Below are 20057 nucleotides of genomic sequence, written 5' to 3' on the forward strand. Positions count from 1 at the left end.
CGGTCATAAATTGGGCACCCAGGGGTAATGAGGGCACTCCGACCTTCGGACGCGCTGACAATAGCCAGTGAAGGACCATCTTTCACGCCGGAATCCCGCATATGACCGTTAAGACGAGGCCGCTATCACTCAACAGGCATCCCGGGTCACCGACGGGCCACCGCCGTCCGGATTCCGTATGGGGCGGCTGCACCGAGTCACACAATTCGCGGACAGAGTAGGCTGAGCCATTCCGGGCAAGCGGTTGACTACCGAGTGCTGTCATGTGGTGCGGTCCAGCTCCGCCTGGTCGGGGCCTCGACTACGCCTAGTAGCTTTGCATTGCACCCGCAACACAGCTGGGCGAGGAGCTGACACAGGCCGATGCAACTCGTATGCCGCTGGCTTCCGTACCGTAGGACCTGCGGTTGACTTGATCTCATCTCTTTCTCTGTCTTCGCGCCAGTCCCGACCGATACAGCCACTAGCTAGCGTGATCGAATGCATTGTTCTCGGCAAATCCGTGCGTTGGTGTGGCGACGTGGCCGTGTTTGCGGATGAACGACCACGTCGCTGACCCATTAACCTACCGTCGTCGACACCAGCTGCGTGCATGCCGACCCGAGTACCACCAAGGGTCTACCGCTGTCCACGCTGCCCGGATGACCCGTCGCCACCTCCGCGGGATCGCGCCGCCACCGCGCCAGTGCACCAGGGCGCCAGTCCCGTCGGCCAGATCGCCGGCACCATGTGCCGCCACGTCGAGTTGCTGACCGAGGCGATGGACGGCGAGCGGGACGCCTGCACCGACTTCCGCAAGCATGTGGCGTGGTACCTGGCGGGCTTTCCGGTTGGGGCCGACCTGCGCCGCGGGCTCGCCGTGATCAGCAGTCGGGTCGAGCTGGCCGACCTGCTGGGCCAGCTCGATCCAGAGGGGCCCTTTCCTGTTGACACGCTCGGCCGGCCGCGGGGCCGCACCGACTTGCCCGGCAAGGTGTTCCTGCCGGATGGGTGGCTGGCCGACCGGGGTGGCGAGGCCGTGCCCGAGGGAGGGGAGCTACCGGGTTCAGGAGGGTAGGAAGTGCCGCTTCTGGATCACGCCGTGTACGCCGACGGTCCGGTCGACCACTTGCGAGACCTCGAAGTCGGATGCCGCGGACAGGTACGCGTACGCCACCGCCCGGTCCATGCCGAGGTCGTGCTGTAGGAAGTCGAGGGCGTTGACCACCGCCCGCCGCATTGCGATGTCGAGGTCGTTGACCTGCCCGTTCTGGGCACCGTCCGGGTCGGACAGGCCGATCGGCACCCACGCGTCGGGTGTCTCGGCGAACGGGTACCGGAACGCTACCGAGGGTGCGCCGTCGGAGCCGGCCTTGCAGACGGTGAGCCGGAACGTTCCCCGTAGCGAGCCCTCCAAGGCGGTGAGCGCGACTTCACCGTCGCCCATCGCGAGGTGCGGATCGCCGACGTGGAACAGCGCGCCCTCGGCGAAGACCGGCAGGTAGAAGGTGGCACCCACGCCGAGCAGGTTGATGTCGATGTTGCCGCCGCCGAGCGTGGGCGGAATCGAGTTCAGCGCCGGGCCGGTGAGGCCGTCGCCGGCGGCGAAGGCAACTCCCATGATCCCCATGAACGGCCGCAGCGGAAACGCCACCGAGCCGCGCCGGCCGCGGGGAAGCACGCCGGTCAGCCCGCGCCGGCCCTGCCGTACCGGGGTGAAGATCGAGATGTTGCCGTACCGGGTCGGGTCGCCGGTCGGCCTGCCGTCGGTGGCGACCGGCGGCATGATCTCGTCGACCGTGATGCCGGCGGGCGCGGCGCCACCGGCCAGTTGCGGCAGCGCGCCCTTGCCGTGCCGGCTGGAGATCACCCCGTATGGCACCCGGGGCAGCATCGACAGCATCTCGACCTTGAGTACGTCGCCCGGCTCCGCGCTGTCGACGTGGATCGGGCCGGTGACCACGTGCGGGCCGTCCACATCGAAGTTCCGGGTGGTCCGGTCGTACTCGCGGGCCACCGCGATCGCGTCACTGAGCACCTGCTTGGCCGGTACGCCCTGCTTCGCGAAGTACGCCAGCGGGTCGCGGCCCTGGTCCTCCAGGATGCCCTCGTGCGAGACCGTGTCGATGGTGACGGTCTCGCCGGACCGCACGCGCAGCACAGGCTCGCTGCGAAGCGACGGGAGATAGCCCCAGCGGACCTGATCGGGCAGCGACGGCAGGTAGTGCCGGCCGTGGATCGGGCCCTTGCCGGGCTGGAGGATGCCCCGGCCCGCGGCGGATGCCCGGCCAGCCAGCAAGGGAGACGAGGCGCCCAACGCGAGGGCGGCGCCCAGGAACCGTCGACGTCCGTTCATGCGGGAAACGTGGACCGCCGGGATTTCGGGCCCGTCAATGCGACGTTAAATGATCAAATATTGCGCGACTCCGCTACGGTCTCGCCGCGACGCTTCCCCAAGCGCTGACTGTCGCCGGCGTAACGATAATCCTGGCCACCCGCCGCTCCGCCACCCGTACCCTCGGTGGGGCCCGTGCCGCAGAGATCGCACGGCACACCCCATGGTTGGGCGTCTTCCACCACACCGGGTCGGGCCTTGGAAGCGTGGCAGGACCGCGACCGGCGAGCGCACCTGGCGGTGCACCATCACTACGCGACCCTCGCCGCCGCTCCGTGCAGCTGACGCAACCGGCAACCGCGCCTTCGCTACGTGCCAGACATCCTTCACCCGCACAGCAGAGGCGCCGCTCACTCCCTCAGCGGCAAATGAGGATGCGCCGCCAATGGCCGAGGCTCGCATACATAGCTGGTGATCGAGGACGTCGGCGATGAGATCCAGCATGCACACGAACCCTGGACTAAACCGCTCGTGGCGCTCATCCGGCTGCTCCGCCATAAGGCAGCTGCGACTGGTGCGGACAAGCGTAGGAGGGCCAGGACGCATACGACACGGACCTCGACGCCATAGGCATAACCACACGGGCCGGCTCTACGACGGCCGGGCCCGTCGCGGCGATCCTCGTGGCAATCGTACGTGCCACCCAGGGCTGGCCGCGCTGGACGGCGGTGGAGATCCTCATGACTGCCTTGCCTGGGCGCGGCCGGAACAGCGCTTCGTCGACGGGAGCCCACGACGGTGGCCGACGCGGATCGGGAGCCGCTCGCCAAATGCGGTCGCTCGTTTTGAGAGAGCACGACTTCTCCTGGAGCACGCGGAATCCGGAGGACGTTCCGGGGTGCGCGACGGGCCGATCGGACAATTGTCGTCATCCATCGGTCGATCAAATGCAGCGTCGTCCGAGATCCGACTGCCCGATTAGCACGATGGGTCAAGTCTGGGCGCATGCGATTCGAGCGCGTGCAACCTTCCCATCCCAACTGAAGCCATCGACCAAACCGACCCAAGGTCACGAACTCACACTTACGGAAGTAGCGGCTTGTATAGCCCTACTGGCTGAATCAATCCAAGAGCGTGCCCGAACGCACACCCGGTCCGCCAGCAACTGGCAGGACCCTTGTAGTACCTAGGATGAATCTGCTCCGCAAGAAAGGCGTTGAGATGCATCTCGGCAGGAGCATCGGCTTCGCGGGCCGGCTTTTAACCGGCCTACTCGCCGGTGGGTGCGCATGGGTCGCGATCGTTGACGGTCCTGTCGATGACTTGCTTGGATCAGCCGAGATGATCTTTCGCTTGATCGCCGCCGGTGTCGCCGCAACAATGTTGGTCTGGCTCCTGATCGACCTCAAGCGCGGACGAAAAGACGAAAACTACTTGAGCAAGCCAGTGCCCGACAATCCTGATACCGACGAAGGCCTCGACGAGGAGATTGACGAGAGCATTCAGGCTGTATTACAAAAGTATGGTGACCCTCGGTCGCTTGATCTCTTCGGGAAAATGCTGACCGACTCTCGACTCCTAGTGCGGACCTATGAGCATGCAGATATCTTGGATCAATCATTGATGGTGACCACCTCAATCGACTACTGCCTAGATCGACCCCTCGCGCACGACACGGATACAGTTTCAGTGCCTGTGCCAGTCATCGAAGCTCCGAAAGGGCGCCTGCTCGACTCTTTTGAAGTGTTCGGCGACACGGGGACTATGTCCACCCTGCCCCAGAGAGAGATGCGGGGCCTACTGGCTTGGACACTTGTCTCGTACTACAAGGTGGCATATGGGCAAGCCGCAGGAGATCTCTTCGATCCGGCATCTAGACCCCCGCAACTTAAGGCTTTACTTCGGACGATCTATCGCCGTGGCAGGCTCAGTTCAAGTCAAGCTAAGGCACAATATGAGCAGGTCATAATGGGTCTTACTGTCGGGACGGGTCGTATTGAGCGTCGCTTCGCAGAGAGGCTGAAGTACCTCTGTATGTTCTACTCTCGGCACTACGTCGTAGGGGTCGACATCCATCTGGATCATCAATCGACCAGGCTTCACCTGAAGTACCGTCAATTGGCGCCGATATATGGCCTAGTGGAGGACTGGCGCAGTACGCTCCGCGCCAGACTTGGCCTTAGGCCGTACGTGTTCAAGCTACCGATGCCGATGCTTTATAGAACTGAGTCATACCATTTCTTCATGCGGGGCGCGCCTGGTCAATACGTTCAAGACCACTGCATCGTTGACAGCACCTCTAACACCCGAATTGGCGATTCCCTCAAAGAAGCTAGCTTCGCGGAGTGCTATCTCCGACTTCGACACAAGGTTGGACTTCCATATGCACGCGTTTACGCACGCGGCTTTCAGCGAGTCGATGATTCACGCCAAATTCCCATGGCATCCCTAGTAACGTTCGCTGAGGTACCGCCAGGTGCATTAGGTGGCGCCGCGCGAGTATTGATGGTGAGCACCGCCCTTGTCACTCTTTTCGCTTTCTTGCGACCGGCAGTACAAGACCTGCCGTCTGACGGCGCAGCTTTATTGCTTGCCGCTCCTGCTGCAATAGCGACGTGGGTAGGGCACAGTATCGAACGAGTTCGACAATCGTCACTATCGACTTATTTCGGGCTGCTGACGGCGCAGGTCCTTTCCGTGTCTAGTGCCCTGTTGTACCTCGCGGAGCGCCGAGTCCCTGACTGGGCTCAGAGATACCTAACGGTGCACGATCAAGGGATTGTCGGATTTTGGACGCTCCCTGACTTTGATGCCGCTTGGTTAGCTTTGAGTCTTGTTGGCGTTGCCTTCACACTCTACCTTCATGTCATACGCGAACGTTGTACGCGAACATACCTCAATGCCGTCCGGCGCTGGAACTCGCTTGAGTGAAGCCCCAGAACCTGACCACAAGACGCTCGTTCTAAGGAAGGACATTCGTGACAACACTGCTAGATCGGCTGCGCCGACACGCAGGACGGCGTATGGTGAGGCTGCCCGCACAGCGACAGCCGGAGCGTGTCCCCCGGGAGGCTCGCGTGCAACCAGAATTTGACGACCCAGGGCGCCTGGAACCCGGTTCGGCGTTCGCCTTCCGGATCGAGGCCGACCCTCGAGATGCAGCGTCCGTGCGTCCATTCATGGACGCAGAGGAGCGAGCCGAGCTGTACAGAGTACTTGAGGAGGGCGCTCGTAGCGCCGCCGACCACTTGCGGTCTCGGCAGTCTGAAGCACCAAGACCTTGATCTCTCGGTATGGGCCCTCACACCAACGACTAAGTGTGACCAGCAACCTTGCTCTTAGCTCCTGCGCTTGCCGCGGGCCGGGATAATGCTCAGGATCCGTGCCAAACACGGCTCCTGAGCTGCGGTTACCTCCTCGATGGCTGCACCGAGGTCGCTGCTTGGCGCTTCCGGACGTCAGCCGTTGACGAGCACCGCCGGGGCGGTGGCGCCGTGCCGGCCCACCTCGCCGAACTACCTGGCTCAAAGCCAGCCGGCGTAATGCTCGGCCCGAAAGGCGCGGCCACGATATGGCGGGTGCCCTCCGCGCGATGCTGCGGCCCCCGACTCGCCCAACAACAGCGCTTCGAAGGCATCGTCGCCGGCCTCCTACAAACGCCCTGCCAAGCCACATGAGCATGGCTGGCTCGCGGAGGTCGAGAGGACTGCAGAAGGGGTACGGCCACGGGCATCAGCGCGTAGCCGGCGAGGATCGCGACGGTGACGCCGCGGGACAGGTGCAGCCCGCGGCGGGCGAACGCGCCGACCACCCACCGCACGACCACGGTCGCCACCACGACGGCGCCGAGCAGCACCCAGCGCCGGGAGCCCGCCGAGCGCAGCGGCACCAGCCACGCCAGGCTCGCCACCGCGACAAGCGCAAGCGACGGCAGCATGCGGGGCAGCACGTGGGTGGCGAAGCCGTACCCCTCGATCATGGTGGGCACGCCGCGCCGCACGAACCAGCGCTCGGTCCGGCGCGCGAGAGCCCGTGAGGCGGTGAACGGCACAGCTAGATCATGCACGCCGCGGCCGCCGCGGGTGGGACACGTGCGGGCGTGCCGCACACTGCGGGCATGCGTCAGATCGAGGGGCTCACCGCCACCGGGATCGGCCACCTGCACGGTGGTCGTTGGGGTGCGGTCCGCACCGGCCTGGCGATGCTCCACTCGCGTGAGGCGGTGGTCGCCGGCCGGGAAGGCATGGTGGAGCGTGCCGGCTCGCGGCCGCCTGACGCCGAGCCGCTCGAACGGGCCTTGTTCGCCGCCCTCTACGGCGACATGGGGCTGCGCGAGTTGGCCGAACGGCCGCGCGTGCGGGAGGCGATCGGTGACGTGCGGCGCGACCTGGTCCGCCGAGGGCTGGTCCGCCCGCGGTGGCGGCGGGTACTGGTGCCGCTGGCCTTGGCGGTCGTGCCGCGGTTGATGCTGGCCCGGCTCATCGACGTGATCGGCGCGTCGATCGGCCTCGCCGCGTCGGTGGTGCTGGTCGGCGCCGCGTGCTGGTTCCTGCCACGGCGTACGGTCGCCGGCGCCCGCGCTCTGCGCCAGCTGCGCTCTCTGCACCCCGCGCCGGCCGGCCCTGGCGGCACGCCCGCGACGTTAGGGACCGCGGTCGCCCTTTACGGTGCGCAGGCGCTGCTCGCCACGATGCCCGTGTTCGCGCGCAACAGCGGGCTGCTCGACGGCGGCCGGTGGTCGGTCATCCACAGCGACAGTTCACTACGGTCCTCCTCAGCGACATAGGACGTCCCAAAACAATCGATACCTTCAGTGCGATGTGTTCCGTACGCGACTACCCGTTCAGCGCCCCGGACCGCCTCCACCTCGACCCCTTCTACGCGCAGCTGCGGCGCACCGAGCCGTTGACGCGGGTGCGGATGCCGTTCGGCGAGGAGGTCTGGCTCGCCACCCGCCACTCGGACGTGCGCACCGTGCTCGGCGACCCCCGCTTCAGCCGCGCCGCCAGCGTCGGGCGGGACGAGCCAAGGATCACGCCGCGGCCGATCGAGGGCGGCATGCTGTCGATGGACCCGCCGGAGCACAGCCGCCTGCGCCGGCTCATCGCCAAGGCGTTCACCGCGCGGCGGGTCGAGCTGCTGCGGCCGCGGACCCGGCAGATCGCCGACGGCCTGATCGACCGCATGGTCGAGGACGGGCCGCCGGCCGACCTGGTCGAGCGGTTCGCGACGCCGCTGCCCATCACAGTGATCTGCGAGCTGCTCGGCGTCCCGGTCGAGGACCAGGAGCACTTCGACGCCTGGTCGGAGGCGATCGTGTCGACCACGTCGCTCACCCCGGAGGAGATCAAGCGGTACCTGGAGAGCCTCTGGGGCTACATGGCCGGCCTGATCGCCGAGCGCCGCGTGCGCCCGACCGACGACCTCATCGGCGCGCTGGTGCCGGCCCGTGATTGACGCAGCGCCGCGAGCTCCGTACCAAGGTCTTGAGCGCTTTCAAGGGGAGGGCTGCGGCCCGCCTCTGGGAGGATGTCGGGTGCATTCACTTGGCGGAAGAGGGACGGCGGCGCGTGGTATGCATCTTCTCCCGTGGTGGATCAATCTCGGCTATATAGCCGGCGGGCTTGCTTTGTATTTGGCTGACCCGTCCTCCATCTTTCGAGGAATTGTCGGGATCGGCCTTGCTGTCGGCGCGGCCGGCGACCTCGCTTACCGCGCTGCCCTCCGTCTTTGGGGCGGAAGGAAGAAAAGCGGCGAATGAGCAAAACGTTGCTGACTCAAGGTGGTGACACGGGAACGGTTAGTAGTGGTCTGGAGCCCAAAAAGGTCGCCGATTCTCGGCCGATGTGGACGTGACCCTCTTGCCCAACGCCCATCCAGAGTAGGCAAGAGGGTCGCGACGCGTTCCGGAGCTGGCTTGGGCACTGTGTACGGCATCTGAAACAAGTTGTCCCCGGTCGAGCCAGCTACTGGCTGAGGGCTGCCGTGGCCATCTCACGTCCACTCGGCGCGAACCCTCGGCGAGCCGGGAGGCGATCATGCCGCCGACCTTTCGAAGCCAGCACCGGTTACCTGGGTCGGGGTTACGTGGGTGGCGTCGGCGGGGCCTGTCCGGGATCGGTGTCCCACACGCCCAGCGGATGCTCGGCGGTGATCCGGCCGCGGCCGGGTGTGAGGGTGGCGAACAGGTGGCTGTAGATGCCGTGTAGCTCGCCGCGGACCCGAACCAACCGCCTGCCGCGGATGTGCCGGGTTGGCAGGCCGGTCACGACTCGCCCGATCAGGCCGTACAGGTCACGGTCTTCGATCAGGACGGCGCAGGGCTCGCAGGCTGCCCACCGTTCGCCCCACGCGGCGGTGAGGGCGGGTTCGGTGTCGGTGCGTCGGGCGCGGGCGGCGTGGTGCCGGTCGCGGTAGTCGCCGGCGTCGAGCACACGGGTGGTGACCTGGCGCAGATGGGTGAGCTGGTCGTCGGCCCGGTACACCCATCGGGTGTCTGGGGCGGAGCAGAAGTCGCACTCGAACACCGGGTCGTCAATCTCGGCTACCGGCACCGGAAGAGCCCGGTGGTCGACGGTGCCGCCGCGCAGTTCGACCGCATGCCGGTAGGCCAGCCGCCCCTTGTGCAGGTGTGGCGTCAACGCGCGTCGACAGGTGCGGCAGAAGAACACGATCTTCGGCGACGGCCTGCCGGCCGGAGCGGATCCGGGGTGGTCGGGCCCCTGTGGACGGGTCATGGTCGGCCTCCGTCGCTGTACTGGTGGTCGGACTGGACCGCGCGAGCGCGGCGTGAAGGGGTGGTTGTTCGAGCCGTGGGGCCGGGGTCGGCTGACTCGACCGGCATCTTGGCCTCCTTTGTGGACGGTGCTGTGTGGAAGGTGGTGCTGAGGCTTGGCGGGGCGGAAATTTCGCGTGAGCAACCGCGGGCGCGTCGCGGCGGCATCGGCACGACGCGATCAGCCGGCACCGATGCGTGCTGGCGTGGAACTGGTTACGGCCGGGATCGACGCGCAGGTGTTGTCGAGGGGGCAGCCGGAACCCAGCGCCTGCACGCCGCCAGAGCCCTGGGACTGGTCGGGGTTCCTCACGGGTGCGGGCGCTGGGATCCCGGCCGCCACCTGGCAGTGGCTACCGGCTCACCATCGCGCTGAGGCCGGCCGGTCCGGGTCACCGCCGGTCAACCAGGCCGTGCGGTTAGGCGCGGACGGCGTGTAGCACAGGCATTCCTCGCGGGGTTGCCGGCAGTCCAGGCAGCAGCCGCAGGTGTGGCAGTAGCCGTCCGCGAAGCTGGTCAGCGCGCAGCAGTTCGCACAGGTATCCACCGCCGGCATGCGGTCCATGCCGTGCCGGCTCGCCAGTTCCTCGGCCCACCAGTCGTCGTAGAAGTGGTAGCCGGGCGCCGGCAGGTACCCGTCGTTGGAGTACCAGATGCCGCCATCCCACGTTCCCGCGGCTTCGTTGAGCAGGTAGGCATGCTCGCGGAACCGACGGTCGACGGTGAGGATCACCATCTTGTTGTACTTGCCCATCCACCGCTGCAGCCGTAGCCGGACACCGCGCCGGTGCAGCGGCCCGAAGGCGGGCAGGAACACCTCGGCGGCGATCCGGGTATCCGATCGAGGATCCTTCTTGGCGGGCTGGACAATGGCCGGCAGCACCCCGTTGTGGGCGATGACGGTCCGGTCATCGCCGCCGACCCGCAGGGGTGGCAGTTGGCCAGCACGGCGTGGCCGTGGGTGCCGAAGCGGGAGTGGAACAGCGCCGGCCCGGCCGGGTAACGGCTTCGGGCCTCAGCGAAGGCGTCGATGACCGCAACGGCGTCCATGCCACGGTGCACCAGAAGACCGTCGCCGGTGACGATCGCGAAGCCGTGCCCGTCGTCGTTGACCAGCGAGCCGTTGGTCAGCGACGGCAGGTGTGGTTGCACGCCGGGCGGTAGGAAGGTCAGCAGACACATCACAGCACCTCCAGCCGGTCCAGCAGCGGCTGGTAGATCCGCTGCTGGCGCAGCCATTGCACGAAGGTGATCCAGTCCCACCCGCTGCGGCTGACGATGTCCTTGGCGGTCAGCGTCCGGGTGTACTCGACCGAGGCGGCCGCGAACCCGAACACGGCCTGGACGTGGCAAGGGTCCAGGGAGCTGGCGAAGACCCGCAGCTCGAAGGTGTCGACGTTGCCGGTGTTGATAGCCCGGTACCGCTCGTCGCTGCGGCCGCCTTTGGCGTAGAACACGGCCGAACGGCGGTCGTCGTCGGTGAAGGCCGCCCACTGGCCGGAGGTGCGCTGCGCCAGCCGGGTGACATGCTGCTGGTTGCGGTAGATGAACTTCATCCACCGGTAGGTGTGGCACGGCGACCGGAACCCGGCGCGGGACAGGTGCACGTGCAGGCCGGTGTTGTCGCCGGTGTAGCAGCCCGCGTCGGCGAGCTCGGTGAGCATCTGCCAGGGAAAGTTGGCGATCGCCCACTCGTACGACATGGGATGGGTGACGATCTCGAACCCGTCGTTGAGCGAGCCGTCCTCCTTCAGGTAGCCCAGGTCTCGAAGGTGGGCGTCGGCGAGCTGGGCGCATTCGTACAGCCGAAGGTCCGGCGTCTCGACCTCGATCTCCGGACCGAGAAACAGTGGCCCGGTTCCGCGGAAGACCGGCAGCGGCCGGTAGCTGTAGCCGCGGATCACGTCGACGTCGGCGTCGGCGTCGACGCGGCAGTCCTCGCATTCGCAGCCGACCGGGTCGCAGCAGCCGGTGGCGCAGACCTCACCGCGGCGGCTCCACCGCGCGCATTCCGGGCACTGCCAGTAGCACGCGTCCAGGCAGCTGCTGCAGACCTCGGCGCGGTCGCTGGTCAGTACGGTGCGGTCGCGTCGGACAACTGTCTCGCAGCGCGCGCACGCCAGACACGCGCGGCAGCGGGTACCGAGCGGGTACCAGCGGTCGCAGCCGCTGCACTGCCAGCGATGCACGGCCGGGATGGGCTCGGCTCGCGACGCGGATTGCTGGCTGCCGGGCGGGTGCTCACCGGCGGCAGCGGTGGTCAGGGAACGGTTTTGTGGCATCGCCACACCTCCACAAGGAGTCGGGGAGGTGCGCGGGCCTTTCCGGCCCCGCGCACCTCGCGTTGCCGAAAGGCGGTCGGGATCGGAAGGGCCGGACCCGGGTCGGGTCTGGCGTTGTCAAGGGGCGGGCAGTGGGGCTGTCACTGCCCGGTGAGGCTCAGCTGCCGGGCGGCACCCCGACGCCGCTGCCGGAGCCGGCCGGGCAGACACACCTCACCGGCGACGATCTGGTTGTCGGCGCTGGCAGATTCGGCGACGGCACGGGCGGCAGCCGGCGACCAGCCACATCCGGGCGTACCGGCCGGCCGCACGGCTGTCAGCGGCGCGGCAGGCCTGCGTGCGCGTCGCCGCCGGCACGAAGCCGTACGGGGAAGCCGTCGCCGACCCGCCGGCTGCGGAGCCGGGGCGTCACCACAGGGGCGAGCGACGGCAGCCCGGCCGGTTGATGGACACGACCGGGGTGTGAAACGGGCGGTGGCGTGAGCACACCCGCTCGGGTCGGGATTGGATCGGCGGACGGCTATCCGAACGGGCGACGGATCTTCGCGATCCGCGGCGCCCAACCGTCCGCGTTGGTGAGCTTCACGACGTCGCCGGTGTGCGGGGCATGGACGATGAGGTGGTGTCCGATGTAGAGGCCGACGTGGCCGGGGTCGGTGCGGGTGCCGGTGGCGCCTGGAATGAAGACCAGATCGCCGGCTCGCGCATTGGACAGGGAGGCGACGGGCATCCCAATGTGCTGCTGATCGTCGGTGACCCGCGGTAGGGTGAGGCCGCTGGCGCGGTAGGCCTGCTGGATCAGGCTCGAACAGTCGCATTGTTTGGCCGGGTCCCCGGAGCGTGCGTCGGTGCAGTCGCCGCCGAACGAGTAGGGCGTGCCCAGTTGCCCTAACGCCCAACCGATCGCGATGGCCGCAGCCGGCGGCGTGTCGTCGGGCAAGGAGAAGTTTGCCGGCAGTGCCTGTGCCACTGCTGCCATCCCATCGCCGGCATGGCAGCGGCCGTATGCGCCGGTGGTGACGGCGACGATGGCGGCGGCGTCAGCCTCCCAGCGAGCGTAGGCGTCGCGGTGGCGGCTGTGCTGTACCGCGTGCGCGACGTCGGCCAGGGGCCGCTGCGCCCAGTTCGGGACGCCCAGCAGCTTGTCGTAGAACGTGTTTGCCGCGTGCGCGGGGTCGAGCAGCTGCTGCGGGGTACCCCATTGGTTGTTGGACCGCTGCTGGAACAACCCAAGCGGGCCATCGTGCTCCGGCCGGCCGATGTTGCGCAGCGACGACTGTTCGATAGCGGTGGCAACAGCGATGATCTGTCCATAGGTGGGCACGCCTCGGCCGGCGCCGACCACGACGATGGTGGTGGCGTTGCTCAACTGCTCACGGTCGTAACGTTCCACCCTGGTGGCGTCCGGAACCGGGCCCGGGGACGGGGTAGCCGGCTGCCGGCTGCAGGCCAGTGTGCCGCCGAAGATCCCGATGACGCCGGCGGCGCACAGAACCATGGCGCCGATAGCGACGGCGCCACACAGCAGGATCGGGCGGCCGGTCATGGCAGGCCGCACAACAGGTGGATGGTCATCACAGTCCTTCGTGGATGCGGGTTGCGGGTTCTTGGCGCGCGCTGCTGACTTCGCTCTGCTCGCGCCACGGCGGCTACCGGGCCGTCGACGAATCCCCGGCCGGGGATGCGTCATCCGCGGCCGGGTGGGGTTCGAGGGGAGCCGGTGACGGGGTCAGGTCGTGCAGGATCTGCCGGGCCACCCGCAGAACGGTGGTGGCGCACGACTTGACCAGGTCGAGGTCGCCGTCGGCCCAGCCGAGCACGTAGGCGTCGGAGTATGCGCGCGAATCCAGACCGAGCGCCGTGCACACGATGTGGGCCACGCTTTCGGCCTCGGTCTCTTGCCGGCCGCGATGCAGGTCGCCGCCGGCTTGGGCGCCGGCGGTGTGCCCGCAGCGGATGTGTGCCAGCTCATGCACGGTGGTTTTGGTGCGCTGGGCGGTGCTGATGTCGTCGCGGACCTTCACCACGTGCACACCGGGGCCGGTGACGGTGACCCCGTTCTTGGCGCCGAGATACGGGCTGCCGGGTGCGGCGAGTTCGAACGTGTAGCCGGCGGCGGTGATCAGCCCGACGAGGTCGTCGTAGGCGCCGGTCGGGTCGTCACCGGTCAGCAGTTCGGGAGCACGACCGCCGGCTGCCTGGATCCGCCGCTTGTATTGCACGGTCGGTGGGGTGAAGGCTGCACCGTCGGTCTGGCTGATGTCGAAGGTGGCGGCGAGGCTGAACCCGACGACCTGGACGGCCGGGCGGCCGTCCTGCTCGCGCCGCACGGTGCGGCCCTCGGCTTCCCACTGCTGGGCGTCCTGTTCGCTTGGGCGGCGGGTGATCGGCGCCCAGATGCGAAACGCCCGCTCGCCGGGGCGGACCTGCCGGCCGTGGCTGAGCCAGCCCGTGGTGCGGTCCTTGCGGCCGTAGGGCAGGAAGTAGCGTGGCGTGATGCCGCGCTCCTCGGCTTGGAGCATGAGCAGGATCTGGTTGTTGACGCTGTAATGCGCGCCGAAGATCGCCACCTGTTCGATGAACTCGATCCACTGGAGCGGATCGGCGGCCAGTGCGGCGAGCCGGGCGTCGAAGTCTGCCTGGATTTTGGCCAGCAGTGCTTGCCGGTCCTGCGTGGACAGTTTCGCCATCTAGGTCTCCTGCTGTTCTGCGCCTGGCGGCGTAGACCGGCTGGGACCGTGCGGCCCCAGCCGGCCCGCAGGCGCGATGAGTGGGGCAGCGTTCACGGCGGGGCGTCCCGTCGCTTCTTGCGTGGCCGAGCCCGGCCTCGGCGCGCGGGCGCCGGCGTGCCGGGATCCGCGGTCAGGGCGAAGGTGTGCTCGACCGCCGTCCGGTCACCGAGTTTCGGTGGTCTTGCCGGGCGGATGCGGCCTGACTTCGATCGGCCCGTGCCTGGCCGTTTGCCAGGTGACGGAGCGGCCACGCCGGTGCGCGGCCAGCAGCTCGTCCACCTGCTCGGCGCCGATCGGTACCACAATCGGCGGGTCCGGGCGCGGATCGTCGTAGACGACATCGCAGTGGCTCCGGTCCACCCGATACCAGTCCCAGCCCAGCTGGAGCGTGTACCGGCCCAGACGGTTGGGTGCGATCTCGAAGATGGCGTCGCTGTCGCCGGCCACATGGCGTTGGTCGACGATCAGATGGTCACCGATGAAGTGGATCCGGGCGTGCCGCGCGTCCACGTCGGCCAACGCGTCGGTGTGGTCGTAGCCGCCGGCGACCAGTCGCCGCAGGCCGGCGTCGCGGATCGCGTCGTGCTCAGCGCAGACCATGACGGCGACCGGCCGGTCGACCACGATGGCGCCGGGTGTGCGCGCCGCGGCGGCCAGGAAGCCAGCCCGCCAGCGGCGGCCGGCCGCGTTCGCCTCGCCGGGGACAGCGGGCCGCAGCAGCCCGTCGTAGCTGAACAGTCCCCGCCGGAAGCGGCGATCCTGGCCGGTCATGACACGCGCCCGGCGGTGTCCGCGATCCGGGCCAGCAACGCGACAACGGCGTTGTCAACCGGCCTCCGCGATCCGTCCGATATGGACTGGCGGGGATCGGTCGGGCCGGCCGCGGCGACCGGTAGATGGTGCGGGTGGCTGACTTGGTAGCGTTCTACCACGGATGTACTCCTGTTCTTGCGAGCGGTTCGAAAAGTCCGCGTCTGCCGTCCGGTCGCGCCGCAACGATGCGACGCCGGCCAGGCGTGACGGCGGTGCCTTCGTTAGCACCGCGACGCGCAGGCACAGGGGGATCGTGAAAGTGGCGCATCCACGGCTGGCCGACCGCACCGTCGGCGCGGGGTGCACCACGGCGAAACCGCAGGTCAGCGCAGGGTCCTATTGCTGCGGCCTGCCGATGCGCAGTTCGTAGCTGTCGCCGCCGGGCTCGTGGCTGAATGGGCTGCCGCCGTGCGGCCACTCGAGGGTGGCGGCCAGCGGGTCGGTGACCGCAGACTCGTCCGGCCACATAATGCCGTCGTCCTCGTGCCACAGCCGCCGGGCGTCGGCGTCGTAGGCGGCGACCAGGGTCGCGGCTGGGCCGTGGACATCGTCGCCGAGCCGGAACACGATCCGGGCCACGCCGGGCAGCGCCTGCCCAGCGGCGAGCGCGGCTTCGGCCGCCAGCAGCCGCACGTACCGTTCGGCCGCTGCCACCGCCTCGGCCCGCACCGCCGTCCGGCTGGCGGTGCGGGCGAGCGGTCCGAGCCGTTCGTAGGGCCGTTGTGTCGGCGTCGACATGCGGGTGCAGGTGTGGCCAGTGAGGTGGGCGTACACGGTGGCGGCCCGGAACGGTTCGCCGACGATGTGCGCCGGCGGCTCGATGCGGCGCCAGTTGTAGGGGTCGCAGGCCAGCCAGCTGCTGATGCCGGCGATCTTGAGGTGGACGACGTCGCCTACTGACAGCGACCGATGCCCGAGCAGGCGGTACACGCACGCGGCCAGGAAGGTGGTTTCGCCGTCGGTGGCGTAACGCTCGAGTTCGAGCATGTCGAGGTCGACGTTGAAGGTGCGGTAGGCCCAGTCGGCGACCAGGTACGGGTCGATGCCGGACGGGGTGTTGAGCATGTGGTTGATGGTGACAGCCAGGTGGTCGCCGTCCTGGTAGGGCTGAAACGGGCGGGTGAGGTTGTGGTGGATGGCGACGTGCGGCCGTTGCGGGTCGCTGGCGGGGCGGTGGGCGGACGTGGCCGGTTCGGGCATGGAAACGGATCCGATCTACTTGGTAGGGGCGTTGATGAGGGGTGGGTGAGCGTGGCGAGGCTGCCGGCGGCCGATGCCGAACGCAGGCGTGGCCGGGGCGCGGCGGTTAGGGGAGGGCGTCGACCTGCTTGGGGTAGGACATGCCGACCACGCCCACGTCGGACAGTTGCCGGAGCGTGCCGACCGCGTAGGCGGTCCGGCCCATCCCGTGGTGGGGAAGGCGGAGCTCGACGCGGCGGCGGGCGGACGGCGAGGTGAGCATGGCGTAGCGCAGGCAGCCCCGATGCCGCAGCCGCACAGCGTCCACATCGTTGAGTGCGTCGGGCAGCCAGCGTGCCGGATTCTGGCCGGCCCGCAGGGCCCGGGCGCCGAGGGCGATCAGGCGTCGCTCGACGTACTCGTGCCCGACGTGCTGGCTGCGGACCTTCTGCAGGGCGCGGTCGGAGATGCCGGTGCCGTCCGGCAGGACCGTCAGGTAGCGGCAGGCCGAGCGCCCGGTCAGGACCGCGTTGCTGGCTTGGTAGATGATCCCCACGTGGCCGGGGAACAGGACCCTGCCGGCCACCGGGCGGGGTACCGGATCAGCGAAGCTGACCACGCCGGCGATACCGTCGTCGGCCAGGTAGCGAAAGCACTGGCCCAGAAACCAGCTTTCCGCGTTCCCGGGTGCCCGATCGATCTGCCCTGGTGGCCGGCGTCCGTGCTGTGGTTGGCCTTCGAGCACGAACCGTCCCAGTTCCAGGCTCTGCCGGTAGGGTTCCAGGCCGGGAAACACGTTGGTCAGGACCCGGCTTTGGGCGGGGATGGCGAAGACCGCCACGCCAACCAGGTCTCGGCCATCACCGGTGTGGATGAACATTCCGTAGCGGCGGGACGCGGCGACGTAGCTGCGGCTGTAGTGCATCGACTCGACATAGCGCTTCGCGGTCGCGTCGTCGATCGGCTCGACGTCGTAGCGTCGGCGGTCGAAGCCGCCCAGCGATGGCGGGGTCCACGAGTGCCGGCCATGCCACCACCGTTGGCCGATCCGGGAAGCGGGGTCGATCTCGCCGATGGTGGCGTGCACCGGAAGTGGGGCGGCGGTACCGGCACGCGCGGGAAAATGTTGCCGCCTCGGCGCGGATCCGCGCGGCAAGGGCGGGAGCGGGTTGGTCATCGGGGTTCTCCGAGTCTGGGGTGACCCGCGGATACCCTGCCCGGCCGGGCGGCGGAGCCCGGAGCCCTCCGGGACGGCCGCGTCGGCGTCAAGGTCCCGGGTCGGGGCAGTGGGAAGGATGTCGCGCTACCTGGTCACGCGGTGATCGCCGATGCGGCGACAGCCGGCGTCGCGCTGGCGGGCGCGAACTCTTTGCCGCGTGCGCGGGGGCGCTGAATCGCCGGTGCCAGGCGCTGTCAGGTGTGCGGTGGGCGCGGGGAAGGACTGGCCGGGGGAGCGTCCGGGCGGCTAGTCGTGGTTGAGGCTGGGCGGCTCGGACCGGTCGCGGGGCCGCACGGTGGGACGCATCGTGGTGGGGTCGGGGATTTCGTCGCGGGCCGGGTCGTATATCTCCAGGACGCTGCGGCGGCGTTTGGCGGTCAGCATGGCCCGGTCTGCGCGGCCGAGCGCGGCGCGGACGTCGCCGCCGGGTAGCTGGCACACGCCGATGCTCACCTGCATCGCTGTGTGGCGGCCGGCGACTTGCAGCGGGTCGTGAACTGCGGCGAGCAGTGCGTCGACCAGCTGCCAGCTGCTGCGCCGGGTGGCCAGCACGAACTCATCGCCGCCCAGGCGGCCGACCAGGTCGCCGTCGTCGGCCACGTCGGTCAGCCGGGCGGCGACGGCGGCGAGGTAGGCGTCACCGTACTGGTGGTCGTTGCTGTTGTTGATGGTGTGCATGTCGTCGACGTCGATGAGGGCCACGGACAACTCCTCGTCGGTGTCCGCGATGTACTGTTCGGCGAGCCGCCGCACGGGCAGCCCGGTCACCGGGTCGGTTTCTGCGCGGGCCAGGTCCTTGCGGGTCTGCTGCAGCATCTGCGCGGTGGCGGCCAGTTCGCTGCGGGTTGCGGCGAGCCGATGTCGGGCGCGGGCGAGCAGCACCGCCAGCCAGGGCACGGTGACGCCGAGGTAGACCAGGGCGGCGGGCAGGTGCCCGGTGAGCGCCAACAGCAGGGCCGGTATGTGGGCCAGCAGCGGCAGGCCGACAGCCGTGACCGGTACAGCCAGGCGTGGGAACGCGGTGAACACAGCTTGCTCCTTTCACACCACACACCCGGCGCGGGTAGGCAACGCGCCGGGTGTGCGGTCGTGGACTGGTCAGTCGCGGCGATGCACGGCCAGGTCGGCGATCCGGGCCCGGCGTTGGCGGGGCCGCGGCGACGGCGCGGCCTCGAGCCGCCGTTCGTGGGCATCGGCGTGGCGCACAGGTCGGGGAGTGGCCACCCAGGTGCCGCCCACATCGCACACCCACGGGTAGGCGTCCACGCCGACCGGGCCGCGGTCGGCGAGCTGGTGCGCCAGGTAGTGCTCGAGGAGTCGGTGGGGCACGCCGTGGCCGGTCGCGCTCCAGTGGCGGGTCAGGGCGGACTGGACTGCTTGCTGGCTGTCGCCCAGCGCGCGGAGCAGCCCGGTGGCCAGGTGGCGGCGCCGGTCGACCAGGTCGCGTGGCAGGGGCCGCTGGTGAGCGTTCGGCCGGCCGCGCCGATCGGTGTCGGTCGGGAAGCAGGCACGATGCCGCACGGCTGCCCGGACGTAGTAGCCGAGCATGGCGGCCAGGTCGCGGTGCACGGGCCGGGTGCGGGCACGGCCGACATCGCCGCGGCTCATGTACCGGGCGCCGGCGAGGATGTTCAGGACAGTGTGGACGCTCAGGTGCAGGGCCAGGGTGAGGTGCTGCGCGAGGCGCTGACGTGACGAGCTGTCAGGCATGGGCTTGTCCTTTCCGGAAGACAACGAAAAGGGAGGACCAGATGTGCTGGTCCTGCCTGCACGGGCCGGCAGTTGCCGGGGTTAGCGGTGTCGGCGACCGGCGACACCGGCCAGCCGCGTCTGATCGATCGCGATCTGCCATTGGCGGCGACGGACGCCGTGCCGGGGCCGGCAGCGGCGCCGCCCGGCGGTACCCCCGGGAGTAGGTGGTGCGCTCGAACGCATGGCGTCTGATCATTTGGTCTCCTTGTGCGGGCTTGTCGGGCGGTGTTCGGCCCGGCTCCGGCGGATGTGGATGGGTTAGTCACAGGCGAGGGCGACCAGGCGCTCGCGCGGGTCCAGGCCGGCCAACAGCTGCTGCGCCTCGTCCAGGTAGGACAGTTGGTCGGCGAGCCGGTCCGATGGTGCGCACCGGTAGGCGCCGTCGGCGGTGACCAGACCGTCGGCGGGAACCGCGCACAGCAGGCCGAGGTTGGCGTACCCGTCTGGCCCGGTCTGGAAGGCCTCCAGGTGGCTGGTGGGCAGGTGCAGCAGCCGATGCGGTAGGGCGTTGTAGGTGCGCATCACGGTGATGCGGGGTTGGGCCAGGTAGTCCTGCCGGGCGCGGTGCATGTTGTACCGCTTGGCGTCGGTGCGGGCCCGGTCCCAGAAGTGCCAGGGTGGCTGGGCGGGCCGGGTGCCGGCGACCACCTGGTTCCAGATGTGCCAGCGGTGCAGAAAGCCGCGGTAGCCGCTGGCGCGCATGTGGTCCAGGTCGAGCAGTCGGATCGGGCCGCCGGCTGCGGTGCGCTGCCAGGGCTGGATGAGGTGCCGGCGGCGCAGCCGGGTGCTGACCGCGAAGTGTCCGGCTGGGCTGGCAGCGGTGGCGGTGGTCGCCGCGGTCAGCAGGGTGGTCGCTTCGGTGACCAACAGGTCGGTGGGTGTGCTGTGGGGTAGGCAGACGATGACGACAGCCGTTCGGGGCATGGTGGTCCTCCCGGGTGGGTGTGCCGGATGGGGGCAGGCGCGGTCGACCTCCGCAGCGGGAGGGTGC

16 protein-coding genes and 1 pseudogene are annotated in these 20057 nt (G+C 68.8%); 4 read left to right on the top strand and 13 right to left on the bottom strand.

Annotated features, from left to right (window positions below):
- Window positions 1-706: 706 nt before the first annotated feature.
- Window positions 707-1057: pseudogene (locus Phou_RS30315) on the top strand (tRNA dihydrouridine synthase DusB); the annotation flags it as partial.
- On the opposite strand, the gene Phou_RS30320 reads toward Phou_RS30315, so the two are convergent.
- Window positions 1046-2335, bottom strand: coding sequence for an acetamidase/formamidase family protein (locus tag Phou_RS30320; protein ID WP_173062162.1), 1290 nt, complete (start codon window positions 2333-2335; stop codon window positions 1046-1048). The pseudogene Phou_RS30315 and the gene Phou_RS30320 sit on opposite strands and share 12 nt — an antisense overlap.
- Window positions 2336-3505: 1170 nt before the next feature.
- Between Phou_RS30320 and Phou_RS30325 the strand changes: the two genes are divergently transcribed.
- Entirely contained in the window at window positions 3506-5245 is a 1740-nt protein-coding gene (locus Phou_RS30325; protein ID WP_173062165.1) for a hypothetical protein, read from the top strand.
- 478 nt (window positions 5246-5723) lie between these two features.
- Here the strand turns inward: Phou_RS30325 and Phou_RS30330 are convergent, their stop codons facing one another.
- On the bottom strand, window positions 5724-6365 hold the full coding sequence (locus Phou_RS30330) for a hypothetical protein (protein WP_173062168.1): 642 nt from the start codon (window positions 6363-6365) through the stop codon (window positions 5724-5726).
- 66 nt (window positions 6366-6431) lie between these two features.
- Here Phou_RS30330 and Phou_RS30335 point away from each other — a divergent pair, with 66 nt between their 5' ends.
- Together Phou_RS30335 and Phou_RS30340 are read left to right on the top strand one after the other, a co-directional pair.
- Entirely contained in the window at window positions 6432-7100 is a 669-nt protein-coding gene (locus tag Phou_RS30335; protein ID WP_173062171.1) for a TIGR04222 domain-containing membrane protein, read from the top strand.
- 32 nt (window positions 7101-7132) lie between these two features.
- On the top strand, window positions 7133-7771 hold the full coding sequence (locus tag Phou_RS30340; RefSeq protein WP_173062174.1) for a cytochrome P450 family protein: 639 nt from the start codon (window positions 7133-7135) through the stop codon (window positions 7769-7771).
- A gap of 626 nt (window positions 7772-8397) precedes the next feature.
- Here Phou_RS30340 and Phou_RS53220 read toward each other — a convergent pair.
- The 11 genes from Phou_RS53220 to Phou_RS30395 form a co-directional block, all read right to left on the bottom strand.
- Window positions 8398-9051 (bottom strand): hypothetical protein, encoded by a 654-nt coding sequence (locus Phou_RS53220; protein WP_246273966.1) that lies wholly within the window; start codon window positions 9049-9051, stop codon window positions 8398-8400.
- Window positions 9052-9450: 399 nt separating this feature from the next.
- A complete protein-coding gene (locus tag Phou_RS30350) occupies window positions 9451-9972 on the bottom strand; it encodes a hypothetical protein (RefSeq protein WP_173062177.1) in 522 nt (173 codons plus the stop codon).
- A gap of 298 nt (window positions 9973-10270) precedes the next feature.
- Window positions 10271-11371: a hypothetical protein gene (locus tag Phou_RS30355; protein ID WP_218579270.1), complete on the bottom strand. Its 1101-nt coding sequence runs from the start codon at window positions 11369-11371 to the stop codon at window positions 10271-10273.
- Window positions 11372-11891: 520 nt separating this feature from the next.
- Entirely contained in the window at window positions 11892-12917 is a 1026-nt protein-coding gene (locus Phou_RS30360) for a C40 family peptidase (protein ID WP_173062179.1), read from the bottom strand.
- A gap of 103 nt (window positions 12918-13020) precedes the next feature.
- Window positions 13021-14061 (bottom strand): ArdC family protein, encoded by a 1041-nt coding sequence (locus tag Phou_RS30365; RefSeq protein WP_173062182.1) that lies wholly within the window; start codon window positions 14059-14061, stop codon window positions 13021-13023.
- A 204-nt stretch (window positions 14062-14265) separates the two neighbouring features.
- Window positions 14266-14874, bottom strand: coding sequence for a hypothetical protein (locus tag Phou_RS30370; protein ID WP_173062185.1), 609 nt, complete (start codon window positions 14872-14874; stop codon window positions 14266-14268).
- A gap of 378 nt (window positions 14875-15252) precedes the next feature.
- On the bottom strand, window positions 15253-16116 hold the full coding sequence (locus Phou_RS30375; RefSeq protein WP_173062188.1) for a hypothetical protein: 864 nt from the start codon (window positions 16114-16116) through the stop codon (window positions 15253-15255).
- A gap of 106 nt (window positions 16117-16222) precedes the next feature.
- Entirely contained in the window at window positions 16223-17272 is a 1050-nt protein-coding gene (locus tag Phou_RS30380; protein WP_173062191.1) for a Mom family adenine methylcarbamoylation protein, read from the bottom strand.
- Between the two features lie 288 nt (window positions 17273-17560).
- Window positions 17561-18343, bottom strand: a complete 783-nt coding sequence (locus tag Phou_RS30385) for a GGDEF domain-containing protein (protein ID WP_173062194.1) — start codon at window positions 18341-18343, stop codon at window positions 17561-17563.
- A gap of 69 nt (window positions 18344-18412) precedes the next feature.
- Window positions 18413-19024: a hypothetical protein gene (locus Phou_RS30390; protein ID WP_173062197.1), complete on the bottom strand. Its 612-nt coding sequence runs from the start codon at window positions 19022-19024 to the stop codon at window positions 18413-18415.
- A 300-nt stretch (window positions 19025-19324) separates the two neighbouring features.
- The gene (locus tag Phou_RS30395; RefSeq protein ID WP_173062200.1) at window positions 19325-19990 is read right to left on the bottom strand and encodes a hypothetical protein; all 666 of its coding nucleotides are present in this window, start codon (window positions 19988-19990) and stop codon (window positions 19325-19327) included.
- Window positions 19991-20057 lie beyond the last annotated feature (67 nt).

Origin of the sequence: Phytohabitans houttuyneae (assembly GCF_011764425.1) — a bacterium.
Lineage (GTDB): Bacteria > Actinomycetota > Actinomycetes > Mycobacteriales > Micromonosporaceae > Phytohabitans > Phytohabitans houttuyneae.